Consider the following 13187-nt stretch of genomic DNA (forward strand, 5'->3'; position numbering starts at 1 on the left):
CTCAGCCGCGGGACACTCGGTTCCGACGCGCCTCGCGTGCCAGCTCCGCCGTCTCTTTCAACAGTTCGGCCACGGCGTCGGACTCGGTGAGGAACCCGTCGTGGCCATCCTTCGACTCGACGACGCGCAGCCCATCGCAGCCAGCCAGTCCGTCCGCAAGTTCCTGCAGCAGCCTCAGCGGGTACAGGCGGTCCGAGTCGACGCCGCCGACGATCACCGGGACTTCGGTCGAGCCGAGAGCGGCCGCGACACCGCCGCGGCCTCGTCCCACATCATGCCGGTTGAGGGATTCCGTCAGCAGCACGTAGGTGCCCGCGTCGAATCGGGAGACAAGCTTGTCGGCCTGGTATTCGAGATAGCTCTGAACGGCGTAGCGTCCACCGGCCCAGGGGTTCTCGCCAGTCTGGTTGTCGTTGGCGAAACGCGAGTCCAGTTCGCTTTCCGAGCGGTAGGACATGTGCGCGATCCGCCGGGCGAGTCCCAGCCCGGTGGTGGGGCGGCGCCCCGTGCCGTGGTAGTCGCCGTCTTGCCAGTCCGGATCGTTCTTGATGATCTCGATCTGCGCGGTCTGGGTGCCGATCTGGTCAGCCGTGGCCCGAGCGCTGACTGCTAGGACGAGCGCAGCGTCGACGCGGTGCGGATGCCCGACGATCCACTCCAGTGCCCGCATTCCGCCCATCGACCCGCCGACCACAGCGGCGAAGCTCTCGATGCCCAGTACGTCCGCGAGTGCGACCTCGGCGGTCACTTGGTCGCGGATGGAGATCTCGGGGAACCGAGAGCCCCAGAAGGCCCCGTCTGCGGCGAGTGATCCAGGACCGGTCGTACCCCGGCAGCCGCCGAGCACATTCGTGGCGACGACGCACCATTCGTTGGTGTCGATCGGTGCACCGGGTCCGATCATGCCGTTCCACCAACCGGGGGAGGGGTGCTCGTCGTCGGCGGAGCCGACGACGTGCGAATCCCCGGTGAGGGCGTGTTCGATGAGGACCACGTTGTCCCGGGCGGGGGAGAGCTCACCCCAACGCTGGAGGGCGAGGGTCACGTCGGGTAGTTCCACACCGCTCTCGAGCTTGATCGAGCCGATGTGGACGAAGCCCAGCTGCCCGTCCGCCGAGGGAAATCCGGCCGGCGGGGCGTTGGTGATGGAGCTGATCGTCAAGATGTCACCGCCGCTGCCGTGAACCCGGCTTCCAGGTCGCCCAAGATGTCGTCGATGCCCTCGATGCCGACGGCGAGGCGCACCAGACCCGGCGTGACACCGGATGCGAGTTGCTCCTCGGGTGTGAGCTGCGAGTGCGTCGTCGACGCGGGGTGAATCACCAGCGAGCGCACGTCACCGATGTTGGCAACGTGGCTGTGCAGCGTGAGCGCGTTGACGAACCTCTTGCCGGCGTCGACTCCGCCCGCGATCTCGAACGCGACGATCGCGCCGGCGCCACGAGGTGCCAGCGTCTTCGCGCGCTCGTGCCACGGCGAGGACTCCAGTCCGGCGTACGACACCGAGATCACGTCATTTCGGGCCTCGAGGTACTCGGCGACGGCCTTCGCGTTCTTCACGTGGCGCTCCATGCGCAGGCTCAGGGTCTCGATGCCCTGCGAGATGAGGAACGCGTTGAACGGGGAGACAGCGGAGCCGAGATCGCGCAGCAGTTGAACGCGCGCCTTGAGCGCAAATGCCGGAGCGCCCAAGTCGGAGTAGACGACACCGTGGTAGCTGGGGTCCGCCGTCGTGAAATTGGTGTGCCGGCCCTGCGTCCAGTCGAACGTGCCACCGTCGACGATCACACCGGCGACCGCGGTGCCGTGGCCGCCGAGGTACTTGGTGGCCGAATGCACGACGATGTCGGCGCCGTGCTCGAGCGGGCGGATCAGGTAGGGCGTCGCGACGGTGTTGTCGACGATCAACGGGATGCCGTTCTCGTGCGCGACCTGCGCAATGCCCGGGATGTCGAGGACGTCGTTGTGTGGGTTGGAGATCGACTCGCCGTAGAACGCCTTGGTGTTCGGGCGGATCGCGGCGCGCCACTGCTCGATGTCGTCGGGATCCTCGACGAACGAGACCTCGATGCCCAGCTTGGGCAGCGAGTAGTGGAACAGGTTGTACGTGCCGCCGTACAGGCGGGGGCTCGACACGATGTGGTCACCGGCCTCCGCGAGGTTGAGTATGGCGAACGTCTCGGCGGCCTGGCCGGAGGCGAGCAGCAGTGCGGCGACGCCACCCTCGAGCGCGGCGATCCGCTGCTCGACGGCGTCCTGCGTCGGATTCATGATTCGGGTGTAAATGTTGCCGGGCTCGGCGAGACCGAATAGCGCGGCGGCGTGATCAGTGCTGTCGAACGTGTACGACGTGGTCTGGTAGATCGGCAGCGCGCGCGCGTTCGTGGTTCCATCGGGGAGCTGACCTGCGTGTACCTGCTTGGTATCGAAACTCCAGTTAGCCGATGGATCCGTGATTTCAGTCATAAGTCGTCTACTCCAGGTTCGGGAGATGATGGTCGGCGTATGAGCTGGCGCAGAGTCGTGCGCGCCGGGGACCGGCTAATGGTGAGAGCAGCACATGCTGAACCTCCGTTGGGGCATGGCCCGGTCAGTGGGTCCGTCCCAGCGGACCCGCGCTTGTTCCTCGACTTTCGTCGGGAAACCTGGTCATCACCCGGGGCACCCCACCGCGGTTGGAGGGTTGCCGGCCAGCGAGCCGGGGCTTGGCGCTGGCGCTCTTGACCTCTCTGTGATCTTAGCGAAACGGCCGGGTAATGGGAAGCTGGGGTGGCCATTTCTACGTGGATTCGATGTGGGCGTAACCCGTCGGACCCGCGTACCAACCAAGGTTACCGGGAAGTAGTGGTTCTTGGCACGGGCGAAGGTTGCGTGGCGGCGTAATAGCAGTACGCTCGTCTTGTTTCGGTCGGCCCTGACGTGGGAGATTCGGACCGTATACGTTTGATAATTGAACCGTTGGCGGGCTTACTCACAAAGTGGTCCGCGCACCCCCAGTACCCAGGGAACGGAACCAAGGGAAACTCCTAGGAGGACGCGAAGCCCCCATGTCCAAGATCAAGGTCGAAGGCAAGGTCGTCGAACTCGACGGCGACGAGATGACCCGCATCATCTGGCAGTTCATCAAAGACAAGTTGATCCATCCGTACCTGGATGTCGATCTGGAGTACTACGACCTGGGCATCGAGCATCGCGATGCCACCGACGACCAGGTCACCATCGACGCGGCTAACGCGATCAAGAAGCACGGCGTCGGCGTCAAGTGCGCGACCATCACCCCGGACGAGGCCCGCGTCGAGGAGTTCGGGCTCAAGAAGATGTGGCGTTCCCCGAACGGCACCATCCGCAACATCCTGGGTGGCACCATCTTCCGCGCCCCAATCCTGATCTCCAACGTCCCCCGCCTGGTCCCCGGCTGGACCAAGCCGGTGATCGTCGGACGTCACGCGTTCGGTGACCAGTACCGTGCAACCGACTTCAAGGTCCCGGGAGCCGGCACCATCACCATCACCTTCACCCCCGAGGACGGCTCCGAGCCGATCGAGCACGAGGTGTGCCGCATTCCCGAGGACGGTGGCGTCGTCTTGGGCATGTACAACTACCGGAAGTCCATCCAGGACTTCGCGCGCGCGTCGTTCGCGTACGGCCTGCAGCGCAACTACCCGGTCTACCTGTCGACCAAGAACACGATCCTCAAGGCCTACGACGGCATGTTCAAGGACGAGTTCCAGCGTATCTTCGACGAGGAGTTCAAGGCCGAGTTCGACGCTGCCGGACTGACCTACGAGCACCGCCTCATCGACGACATGGTTGCGTCGTCCCTCAAGTGGGAGGGCGGGTACGTCTGGGCGTGCAAGAACTACGACGGAGACGTCCAGTCCGACACCGTCGCGCAGGGCTACGGCTCGCTGGGTCTGATGACCTCGGTCCTGATGACGCCGGACGGAAAGACCGTCGAGGCCGAGGCCGCGCACGGCACCGTCACCCGTCACTACCGTCAGCACCAGCAGGGCAAGCCCACCTCGACGAACCCGATCGCGTCGATCTTCGCGTGGACCCGCGGTCTCGAGCATCGCGGCAAGCTCGACAACACGCCTGAGCTGATCGAGTTCGCGAACCAACTCGAGGACGTCGTCATCCGGACCGTCGAGAACGGTCAGATGACCAAGGATCTCGCTCTGCTGATCGGTCCCGATCAGGGTTGGCAGACCACCGAGGAGTTCCTCGCCACGTTGGACGAGAACCTCCAGAAGGCGCGCGCGTAACCCTGCCCCACGCAACGATGCGGGACGTTCCCTTCGCGGGAACGTCCCGTTTTCTTTTGCGAGATACCGTGGTTCCCGCGTCGTCCCGTCGATGACGGCTGCGTGTAACTGCGGAAGGCCTCCCTTCTTGACGATCCCGGCCCGCACAGGGCCTCCTCCGACTACGCGCCTGACGCCTTCCGGACGGCGTCTGGCGATGTTCGCGCTCGCGATGGGCGGCTTCGGCATCGGCACCACCGAGTTCGTGGCGATGGGCTTGCTTCCCCAGATCGCCGGTGGGCTAGGGGTCTCCGAGCCCGCGGCGGGACGCATCGTCACCGCGTACGCGATGGGTGTCGTAGTGGGCGCACCGCTCATTGCGGCGCTCACGGCTCGGATTCCCCGCAGGGCGCTGCTCGTCGCTCTCATGGTCGCCTTCACAGTGGGCAACGCAGCGGCGATCGTGGCACCGAACTACGGGGGACTGATGGTCGCGCGGTTCGTCGCAGGCCTGCCGCACGGCGCGTACTTCGGTGTCGCATCGCTCGTAGCGGCACATCTGGCCGAGCCTGGGAAGCGGGCCAAGGCCGTGTCGATCGTGATTTCGGGACTCTCGGTCGCCAACGTCGCCGGGGTGCCGGTCGCCACGTGGATCGGACAGGACCTGGGCTGGCGCTCCGCGTTCGCCCTGGTTGCGGTGGTCGGCGTACTCACCGTCGTGGCGATCGCCGCGTGGGTTCCGCCGCTGCACACCATGTCCACGACGGACCCGCGGACCGAACTCGGGGCACTGCGGCGTGGGCAGGTGTGGCTGACCCTCGCAATCGCCATGGTGGGCTTCGCCGGCATGTTCGCGGTCTACACCTATGTGGTCTCGACTTTGACCGACGTCGCCGGGATGCCGATGTCACTGATCCCGCTGGCGCTCTTGGTCTATGGGGTCGGCATGGTCGTCGGTGTTTTCCTAGGCGGCGTTGTCGCAGATCGCGTACCCACGCCCGGTCTGTTCGCGGTGCTGGGCGCGGTTGCGGCGTTCCTGACGATGTTCGCTGTCGCCGCACACAACCCGTACACGGCCGTCGCGGTGCTGTTCCTCGTCGCGGCATCCGGGGCGGCCCTCGTGCCGGGCTTGCAGACCCGCTTGATGGACGTTGCCGCCGATGCGCAGACCCTCGCGGCTGCGCTCAACCATTCCGCGTTCAACGTCGCGAACGGGTTCGGGGCGTGGATCGGTGGCGTCGTCATCGCGGCCGGTTTCGGGTACACGGCCCCGGCGCTCGTCGGTGCCGGGTTGGCGGTTCTTGGGCTGGTGGTGCTCACCATTTCGGTGATGGCAGCCGCGGTGACGGCACGGCGCTGACCGTCGGCGCGAGGCGGCGCCGCGGTCGGTACGGTTCTGGTTGTGCCCCACATCATCACCACGGTCAATGTCAACGGTGTCCGCGCGGCGGCCCGCAAGGGTCTGCTCGAGTGGCTCACGGGTTCGCAGGCGGACATCGTGTGCCTGCAGGAGACGCGCGCGACCGATGTGCAGCTTCGGGACACCCTCGCCGCCGCCCTCGACGCCGGCTGGCACGTTGCCTCGGCGGAGCCGTCGGCGAAGGGCCGCAACGGGGTGGCCGTGCTGTCGCGACTGCCCGCCGATGCCGTGCGGATCGGGTTCGGTGACGACGAGTTCGCCGACGCCGGCCGCTACATCGAAGCCGACTTCGCCGCGGTGACCGTGGGCAGCCTGTACCTCCCGACCGGAGAGGCCGAGACCCCGAAACAGGAGCAGAAGGAACGGTTCATGGCCTCGTTCGCCACGCACCTGGCGCGCAGTGCCGAAGCGGCGGACGCTGCCGGGCGTGACGTTCTCGTCTGCGGCGACTGGAACATCGCGCACACCGAACGGGACATCAAGAACTGGAAGGGCAACCTCAAGAAGTCCGGATTCTTGCCCGCCGAGCGGGCCTGGGTCGACTCGCTGCTCTCGGACGGCACGTGGGTCGACGTGGTGCGCAAGCTGCATCCCGACGTCGCCGGGCCCTACTCGTGGTGGTCGTATCGAGGGAAGGCGTTCGACACCGACGCCGGTTGGCGCATCGACTACCACCTCGCCACGCCCGGGCTGGCGGGTCGGGCGAAGGATGCACAGGTGGAGCGGGCCGCGACGTACGCCGAACGCTGGTCGGACCACGCGCCCGTCACCGTGCAGTTCCGCTGATGGCCCCACCCGGGTAGGGGAGCCTGGAACGAACGGCGGACCTGCCGCGCATCGCCGAGTCCGACGCGTGAAAGTATCGAGGATTATGTCGAGCACTGCACAGAACCCCACCCCCGCGCCGACGGCGAAGCCCCGAGTCCTCTCGGGTATTCAGCCCACCGCGGACTCCTTCCACCTCGGCAATTTCCTGGGTGCGCTGCAGCAGTGGGTGCCTCTGCAGGACGAGTTCGACGCCTTCTACTTCATCCCTGACCTGCACGCGATCACCGTGCCGCAGGAGCCCAAGCAGCTGCGGCAGCGCACCCTGCGGGCCGTCGCGCAGCTGCTGGCTCTCGGCATCGACCCGGAGCGATCGACGCTGTTCGTCCAGAGCCAGGTGCCCGAGCACGCCGAGTTGGCGTGGGTGCTGAACTGCATCACCGGGTTCGGTGAGGCCGGCCGCATGACCCAGTTCAAGGACAAGGCGACGCGGCAGGGCAGCGAGCATGCCAGCGTCGGGCTGTTCACCTACCCGGTCCTCATGGCGGCCGACATCCTGCTCTACCGCCCGCAGCGCGTGCCGGTGGGCGAGGACCAGCGCCAGCACCTCGAACTCGCGCGTGATCTCGCGGCCCGGTTCAACTCCCGCTTCGGCAGGACCTTCGTGGTCCCCGAGGCGCAGATCATCAAGGGCACCGCCAAGATCTACGACCTGCAGGACCCGACGTCGAAGATGAGCAAGTCCGGTCCCACCCCGGCCGGCCTGATCAACCTGCTCGACGATCCGAAGGTCTCGGCCAAGAAGATCAAGTCCGCTGTCACCGACAACGAGCGTGAGATCCGGTTCGACCCCGAGAACAAGCCCGGCGTCAGTAATCTGCTCACGATTCAGTCGGCGCTGTCCGGCAAGAGCGTCGACGAACTCGTCGCGGGCTACGAGGGCCGCGGATACGGCGACCTGAAGACGGACACCGCGGAGGTGCTGGCCGAGTTCGTCACCCCGCTGCGGGCGAAGGTCGACGGCTACCTCTCCGACCGCGCCGAACTGGACCGCATACTCGCGGCCGGCTCGGATCGGGCCCGTGAGGTCGCCGGCCGGACACTCGGCCAGGTCTATGAGAAGGTGGGTTTCCTGACCAGCAGGGGGTGATTAGCGCATGGCCGGTGCCGCACCGAGCTTCCTCGACAGACAGCGAGCGGCGCGGCCGTGGGTGGATCACCTCGTCCGGGCGGGTAGGCGCTACCAGCAGCAGCAGGGCAACCACTACGCCGCCGGGATCACCTTCTTCACGATTCTCGCGATCGTCCCGATCCTGATGGTGGCGTTCGCCGTTGTGGGTTTCGTGCTCGCGGGTCGGCCCGAGGTGCTCACCGAGATCCAAGACCAGGTCAGCACCAGCATGCCGGGTGGCCTCGGCGACACCGTCAACGACCTGATCGATTCCGCGATCTCCTCCCGCGCCGGCGTCGGGGTCGTGGGTTTCCTCGGCGCCACGTACGCGGGGCTCGCTTGGATGGCCAACCTGCGCGACGCTCTGACCGCGATGTGGGAACACACACGAAAGGAGCATGGCCTCGTCGTCACGAAGCTCCGGGACTTCGTCAAGCTGGTGGGTCTGGGTCTGGCGTTGATCGTGACGTTCGGGTTGTCGGCGCTGAGCAACGGCCCGGTCGCCCAGCGCGTCGTGGAATGGCTCGGGGTCGAGAACGCCCTCGCCGGCGGAGTTCTGCTGCGGATCACCTCAGTGGTGGTCGCTCTGCTCGCGACGTGGGGCCTGTTGACCTGGGTGATCGCCCGGCTGCCACGTGAACCGGTGACGCTGCGCAGCGCAATGCGGGCCGCGTTCGCCGCTGCGATCGTGTTCGAACTCTTTCGCCAGGTGGGTGCCATCTACCTGAACGCAGTCAGCCAAGGACCCGCCGGCGTGGCATTCGGGCCGATCATCGGTCTGCTCGTGTTCAGCAACCTGGCCGCGAGACTGGTTCTGTTCGCGACCGCGTGGGCGGCGACCGCGCGTGAGAACGTCGAGCAGGCGTTCGTGCCGCCGCCCGACTCGGCCGTCATACAGCCGCGGGTGCAGGTTCGCGAAGGGGTGTCGGTGAAGGAAGCGGTGATCCTCACCGGCGCGGGTGCGCTTGCGGCGATCGGGCTGGCCGGCTTGTGGCGCCGTCGGGCGCAGTGACCAGTGGCGCCGTCGGGCGCAGTGACCAGTGGCGCCGTCGGCGCGGTGACTATCGGCGCCACCGGCGCGGTGACTATTGGCGCCACCGGCGCGGTGATCACCGACGGCGACGCCTGAGTATCCGGGCCCAGCCGAACAGGCCGACGAGTACTCCGAATCCCACGAGACCGATCGCGAAGCGTAGGGCTACGTCTTGGTTCGGCAAGTCCGAGCCCGACGCCAAGTCCATGCCGCCCGGACCATGAGTAGCCGGTTCGATGACCTCGATCACGCGCTCATCGGACTCGGTCGCGGGGGGCACCAGAGTGCCCACGGACACCGTACGGTCCAGGCCGAAACCGTAGTCGAGCAGTCGCGCGGCCTGCTCCCACGGACGGATCGGAGCGAGGTCCGCCTCGAGGATCACCACTGCGAGCCGCCGTCCGTCCCGCTCGGCCCCGCCGACGAAGGTGTGTCGGGCGTCGTCGGTGTACCCGGTCTTGCCGCCGAGGGCTCCCGGGTAGTTCGCGAGCAGCGGGTTGTCGTTGTAGATCGGATACGGCTCGACGGGCTGATCGCCGGGCTGCGCCGGATCGGCGGGGTTGCCGGGGAACAACACCGTGTCCGTCGCGATCGACCGCGCGAAGATCGGGTTCTGCATGGCAGCGCGGAAGATGAGCGCGAGGTCGTACGGCGACGTCGACATCCCCGGGCCGTCGAGACCGGAGACCGACGCCGCCCGGGTGTCCAGCGCGCCCAGGTACCTGGCCTTGGCGTTCATCTTCGCGACTGCCACTTCATCGCCGCCGAGCTGTGCTGCGAGAGCGTGCGCGGCGTCGTTGCCCGAACGCATCAGTAGGCCCTGCATCAGCTGGAGATTGGAGTACGCCCCGCCCGCGCCGAGACCGACGGAACTGCCCTCCATAGCGGCGTCCGCCGCGTCCGCGACATAGGTCTTGTCCAGATCGAGTTCGTCGAAAGCGACGAGTGACAGCAGAACCTTGATCGTGCTGGCGGGCCGGTAGCGACCGTGTGGATCCTTGGCGGCGAGTACCTGCCCGGTGTCGAGATCGCACAGGATCCAGGCGGTGGCGGAAATGTCGGCCGGCAACGGCGGCGTTCCGGGAGCGGTGACTATCCCGCAGTTTCCGAGTTCCCCGCCGCCCACCGGAGAGTCCGGAACCGGAAGCGGCATCGGAGCCGCCTGCCCCGGCTTCGGCACCTCGGAGAGGTCTATCGCCGGCGGTGGAGACTCGCGGTAGGGGCACTCATCGGTGTTCGTGGGGGGCTGTGCCGCTACGGGGAGCGGGAGAGCGGCCCCGACGCCGAGAGCGAGTGCGGAGGCCGTGGCGGTCAGGAGGATTCGCCGCGCGGAATTCGGGAGTGCAGCCATCACGACAGTTCAGCGTATGGGAGGAGTTCCGGGGTGTTGTGGTGGCGCGCTGGCGCCGTCCCGCTTGTTCTTCCCGGGGTACTGATCCTTCTGAGTGATCCACTGATCCTTCTGAGTGATCCACTGGGCCTTCTGATCGAACCACTGAGCCTTCTGATTGATCCACTTGCGTGTTCGCGGATCTCCGACAAGGAAGACCGCGAAGATCGGCGACCCGACCACGCTGGCTCCGGCCCGCATGTAGTCGCCTGCGAGAGCGAGTGCGATCGTCGCAACCGCGCCGAACGAGAGATAGGTGACGGTCAGGAAAACAGCTGGTTCCTGACTCAGTTTCAGCGCACGCCAAACCGTGACCGCCGCCGCGACCGGAATGCACAGCAGCAGTAAGACCCTGGGTCCCTGATTGGATGCGTCCGCCACCATCTGACCGACCATCACAGCGCACCAGACTCCCAGTACGGCGGTGACGCCGAGATTGAACTTCATGTTCTCCCAATACAGTCGGGACCGGTGTGATGCTCTACGTCTCGCCACTCGTCATGGGTCTGCGGGGCTGTGCTCGGGGGACCACCCGCTGAAGCGCACTATGCGCACCTGCGCTGCTCCCGACCGGCGGGAGCAGCGCAGGTGCGCAAGACGGGGTGTTGTACCCCTCAGGAATGCATCACTAGCGGGCGAACAACAGGGCGCGCTTGACTTCCTGGATCGCCTTCGTCACCTGGATGCCGCGGGGGCACGCGTCGGTGCAGTTGAAGGTCGTGCGGCAGCGCCACACGCCGTCCTTGTCGTTGAGGATGTCGAGACGCTCGGCCGCGCCCTCGTCACGGCTGTCGAAGATGAAGCGGTGCGCATTCACGATCGCGGCCGGTCCGAAGTAGCTGCCGTCGCTCCAATACACCGGGCACGACGTGGTGCAGCATGCGCACAGGATGCACTTGGTGGTGTCGTCGAACCGGGCACGGTCAGCCTGCGACTGGATGCGTTCACGGGTCGGTTCGTTACCCGACGTGATGAGGAACGGCTTCACGGCGCGGAACGCGTCGAAGAAGGGCTCCATGTCGACCACCAGATCCTTCTCGACCGGCAGACCCTTGATGGGCTCGACGGTGATGGTGATCGGCTTGCCGTCCTTGGGCAGCATGTCGCGCATGAGAACCTTGCACGCCAGACGGTTGACGCCGTTGATGCGCATCGCGTCCGAACCGCACACGCCGTGGGCGCAGGAGCGGCGGAACGTCAGCGTGCCGTCCAGGTAGCCCTTCACGTACAGCAGCAGGTTCAGCAGACGGTCGGTCGGCAGGGTGGGGACCTGGAAGCTCTCCCAGCGCTGTCCCTCGCCGTCCTCCGGATTGAACCGGGCGATCTTGAGGGTGACCATGACGGCGCCCTCGGGAACGGGCGGCAGCGCGGGTGCGTCCTGGTCCATTACGGCAGGTGCGGACATCAGTACTTACGCTCCATCGGCTCGTAACGGGTCTGGACCACCGGCTTGTAGTCCAGACGGATCGGCGCGAGTAGTTCCGATCCCTCCTTGTACGCCATCGTGTGCTGCATGTACTCGGCGTCGTTTCGGTCCGGGTAGTCCTCGCGGGCGTGACCGCCGCGCGACTCCTTCCGGTTGAGCGCGCCGACGACCGTGACTTCGGCCATCTCGAGCAGGAAGCCCAGCTCGACGGCCTCGAGCAGGTCGCTGTTGTAGCGCTTGCCCTTGTCCTGGACCGTGATCTGGCTGTAGCGCTCCTTGAGGGCGTGGATGTCGTCGAGCGCCTTCGTCAGGGTCTGCTCGGTACGGAACACCGACGCGTTGTTGTCCATCGACTGCTGCAGCTCCGTGCGGATGTCCGCGACGCGCTCGTGGCCCTTCTCGGACACGATTTCCGAGAGCCAGTCCTCGACCATCTTGGCCGGGTTCTCCGGAAGCGGCACGAAGTCGGAGTTCATCGCGTGCTCGGCGGCGGCGATGCCGGCGCGGCGGCCGAAGACGTTGATGTCGAGCAGCGAATTGGTGCCCAGCCGGTTGGCGCCGTGCACCGAGACACACGCACACTCGCCGGCCGCGTACAGGCCGGGGACGTGGTCCTCGTTGTTGCGGAGCACCTCGCCGTTGATCTTGGTGGGAATGCCGCCCATCACGTAATGGCAGGTCGGGTAGACCGGCACGAGTTCGGTGACCGGGTCGACGCCGAGATAGGTGCGGGCAAACTCGGTGATGTCGGGGAGCTTCTCCTCGAGCACGTCCTCGCCGAGGTGTGTGACGTCGATGTAGACGTAGTCCTTGTTCGGACCGGCGCCGCGGCCCTCGAGCACCTCGAGCACCATCGAGCGAGCGACGATGTCACGCGGGGCCAGGTCCTTGATGGTGGGGGCGTAGCGCTCCATGAAGCGCTCACCGTCGGCGTTGCGGAGGATGCCGCCCTCACCACGGACGGCCTCGGAGATCAGGATGCCCAGTCCGGCCAATCCCGTCGGATGGAACTGATGGAACTCCATGTCCTCGAGCGGCAGGCCCTTGCGGAAGACGACACCCATGCCGTCACCGGTGAGGGTGTGCGCATTCGACGTGGTCTTGTACATGCGGCCAGAGCCACCGGTCGCGAAGACGATTGACTTCGCGTGGAAGACGTGGATCTCGCCGGTCGCGAGTTCATAGGCGATGACACCCGTGGCGACCGGGCCCTCCGGGGTCTCGGTCATCGCGACGTCGAGCGCGTAGAACTCGTTGAAGAACTCGACATCGTGCTTGACGCAGTTCTGGTAGAGCGTCTGCAGGATCATGTGGCCGGTGCGGTCGGCGGCGTAGCAGGCGCGGCGAACCGGGGCCTTGCCGTGATCGCGGGTGTGGCCGCCGAAACGGCGCTGGTCGATCTTGCCCTCGGGCGTGCGGTTGAACGGAAGCCCCATCTTCTCGAGGTCCAGAACCGCGTCGATGGCCTCCTTGGCCATGACCTCGACGGCGTCCTGGTCGGCGAGGTAGTCGCCGCCCTTGACTGTGTCGAAGGTGTGCCACTCCCAGTTGTCCTCCTCGACGTTGGCGAGGGCGGCGCACATTCCGCCCTGGGCGGCACCGGTGTGGCTGCGAGTGGGGTACAGCTTGGTCAGGACGGCGGTGCGAACGCGGGGTCCGGCCTCGATGGCCGCGCGCATGCCGGCGCCACCGGCGCCGACAATGACGACGTCATAACGATGTTCCTGCATGAAGTTTC

11 protein-coding genes and 1 riboswitch are annotated in these 13187 nt (G+C 66.5%); of the genes, 5 read left to right on the forward strand and 6 right to left on the reverse strand.

All coding sequences use genetic code 11. The annotated features are described in order from the left end of the window. Position 1 precedes the first annotated feature (1 nt). On the reverse strand, positions 2–1162 hold the full coding sequence (gene metX / locus EF834_RS05315; protein WP_164874076.1) for a homoserine O-acetyltransferase MetX: 1161 nt from the start codon (positions 1160–1162) through the stop codon (positions 2–4). Then, positions 1159–2466: a bifunctional o-acetylhomoserine/o-acetylserine sulfhydrylase gene (locus EF834_RS05320; protein ID WP_127946198.1), complete on the reverse strand. Its 1308-nt coding sequence runs from the start codon at positions 2464–2466 to the stop codon at positions 1159–1161. The genes metX and EF834_RS05320 overlap by 4 nt, the downstream gene beginning before the upstream one ends. 144 nt (positions 2467–2610) lie before the next feature. Beyond that, positions 2611–2726: riboswitch (SAM riboswitch) on the reverse strand. A 321-nt stretch (positions 2727–3047) separates the two neighbouring features. On the opposite strand from EF834_RS05320, the gene EF834_RS05325 reads away from it, so the two are divergent. From EF834_RS05325 to yhjD, 5 genes are all read left to right on the forward strand, one after another. Then, positions 3048–4265, forward strand: coding sequence for an NADP-dependent isocitrate dehydrogenase (locus EF834_RS05325; RefSeq protein WP_127946199.1), 1218 nt, complete (start codon positions 3048–3050; stop codon positions 4263–4265). 196 nt (positions 4266–4461) lie between these two features. Continuing rightward, positions 4462–5604: an MFS transporter gene (locus tag EF834_RS05330; RefSeq protein ID WP_127946200.1), complete on the forward strand. Its 1143-nt coding sequence runs from the start codon at positions 4462–4464 to the stop codon at positions 5602–5604. Between the two features lie 42 nt (positions 5605–5646). Continuing rightward, positions 5647–6450 (forward strand): exodeoxyribonuclease III, encoded by an 804-nt coding sequence (locus EF834_RS05335; RefSeq protein WP_127946201.1) that lies wholly within the window; start codon positions 5647–5649, stop codon positions 6448–6450. An 85-nt stretch (positions 6451–6535) separates the two neighbouring features. Further along, complete coding sequence (trpS, locus tag EF834_RS05340; protein WP_127946202.1) at positions 6536–7579, forward strand: tryptophan--tRNA ligase; 1044 nt, start codon at positions 6536–6538, stop codon at positions 7577–7579. Between the two features lie 7 nt (positions 7580–7586). After that, the gene (gene yhjD / locus EF834_RS05345; RefSeq protein WP_127946203.1) at positions 7587–8612 is read left to right on the forward strand and encodes an inner membrane protein YhjD; all 1026 of its coding nucleotides are present in this window, start codon (positions 7587–7589) and stop codon (positions 8610–8612) included. Positions 8613–8709: 97 nt separating this feature from the next. Here yhjD and EF834_RS05350 read toward each other — a convergent pair whose 3' ends face one another. The 4 genes from EF834_RS05350 to sdhA all read right to left on the reverse strand — a co-directional run bounded on the left by EF834_RS05350 (position 8710) and on the right by sdhA (position 13179). Further along, positions 8710–9984 carry a D-alanyl-D-alanine carboxypeptidase family protein gene (locus EF834_RS05350; protein WP_127946204.1) on the reverse strand — a complete coding sequence of 425 codons (1275 nt, stop codon included), beginning with the start codon at positions 9982–9984 and terminating at the stop codon, positions 8710–8712. A gap of 9 nt (positions 9985–9993) precedes the next feature. Then, entirely contained in the window at positions 9994–10470 is a 477-nt protein-coding gene (locus EF834_RS05355; RefSeq protein ID WP_127946205.1) for a hypothetical protein, read from the reverse strand. Positions 10471–10651: 181 nt separating this feature from the next. Continuing rightward, a complete protein-coding gene (locus EF834_RS05360) occupies positions 10652–11428 on the reverse strand; it encodes a succinate dehydrogenase iron-sulfur subunit (RefSeq protein ID WP_127946206.1) in 777 nt (258 codons plus the stop codon). Continuing rightward, complete coding sequence (sdhA, locus tag EF834_RS05365; protein ID WP_127946207.1) at positions 11428–13179, reverse strand: succinate dehydrogenase flavoprotein subunit; 1752 nt, start codon at positions 13177–13179, stop codon at positions 11428–11430. The genes EF834_RS05360 and sdhA overlap by 1 nt, the downstream gene beginning before the upstream one ends. Positions 13180–13187: the final 8 nt, after the last annotated feature.

The organism is Rhodococcus spongiicola, assembly GCF_004011835.1.
Taxonomy (GTDB): Bacteria; Actinomycetota; Actinomycetes; order Mycobacteriales; family Mycobacteriaceae; genus Prescottella; species Prescottella spongiicola.

Excerpts from the sequence above, each read along its gene's own strand:
- EF834_RS05320 (WP_127946198.1), bottom strand. The coding sequence starts at position 2,466 with ATGACTGAAATCACGGATCCATCGGCTAACTGGAGTTTCGATACCAAG.
- EF834_RS05325 (WP_127946199.1), top strand. The coding sequence starts at position 3,048 with ATGTCCAAGATCAAGGTCGAAGGCAAGGTCGTCGAACTCGACGGCGAC.
- EF834_RS05330 (WP_127946200.1), top strand. The coding sequence starts at position 4,462 with ATGTTCGCGCTCGCGATGGGCGGCTTCGGCATCGGCACCACCGAGTTC.
- trpS (WP_127946202.1), top strand. The coding sequence starts at position 6,536 with ATGTCGAGCACTGCACAGAACCCCACCCCCGCGCCGACGGCGAAGCCC.
- yhjD (WP_127946203.1), top strand. The coding sequence starts at position 7,587 with ATGGCCGGTGCCGCACCGAGCTTCCTCGACAGACAGCGAGCGGCGCGG.
- EF834_RS05350 (WP_127946204.1), bottom strand. The coding sequence starts at position 9,984 with ATGGCTGCACTCCCGAATTCCGCGCGGCGAATCCTCCTGACCGCCACG.
- EF834_RS05355 (WP_127946205.1), bottom strand. The coding sequence starts at position 10,470 with ATGAAGTTCAATCTCGGCGTCACCGCCGTACTGGGAGTCTGGTGCGCT.
- EF834_RS05360 (WP_127946206.1), bottom strand. The coding sequence starts at position 11,428 with ATGTCCGCACCTGCCGTAATGGACCAGGACGCACCCGCGCTGCCGCCC.
- sdhA (WP_127946207.1), bottom strand. The coding sequence starts at position 13,179 with ATGCAGGAACATCGTTATGACGTCGTCATTGTCGGCGCCGGTGGCGCC.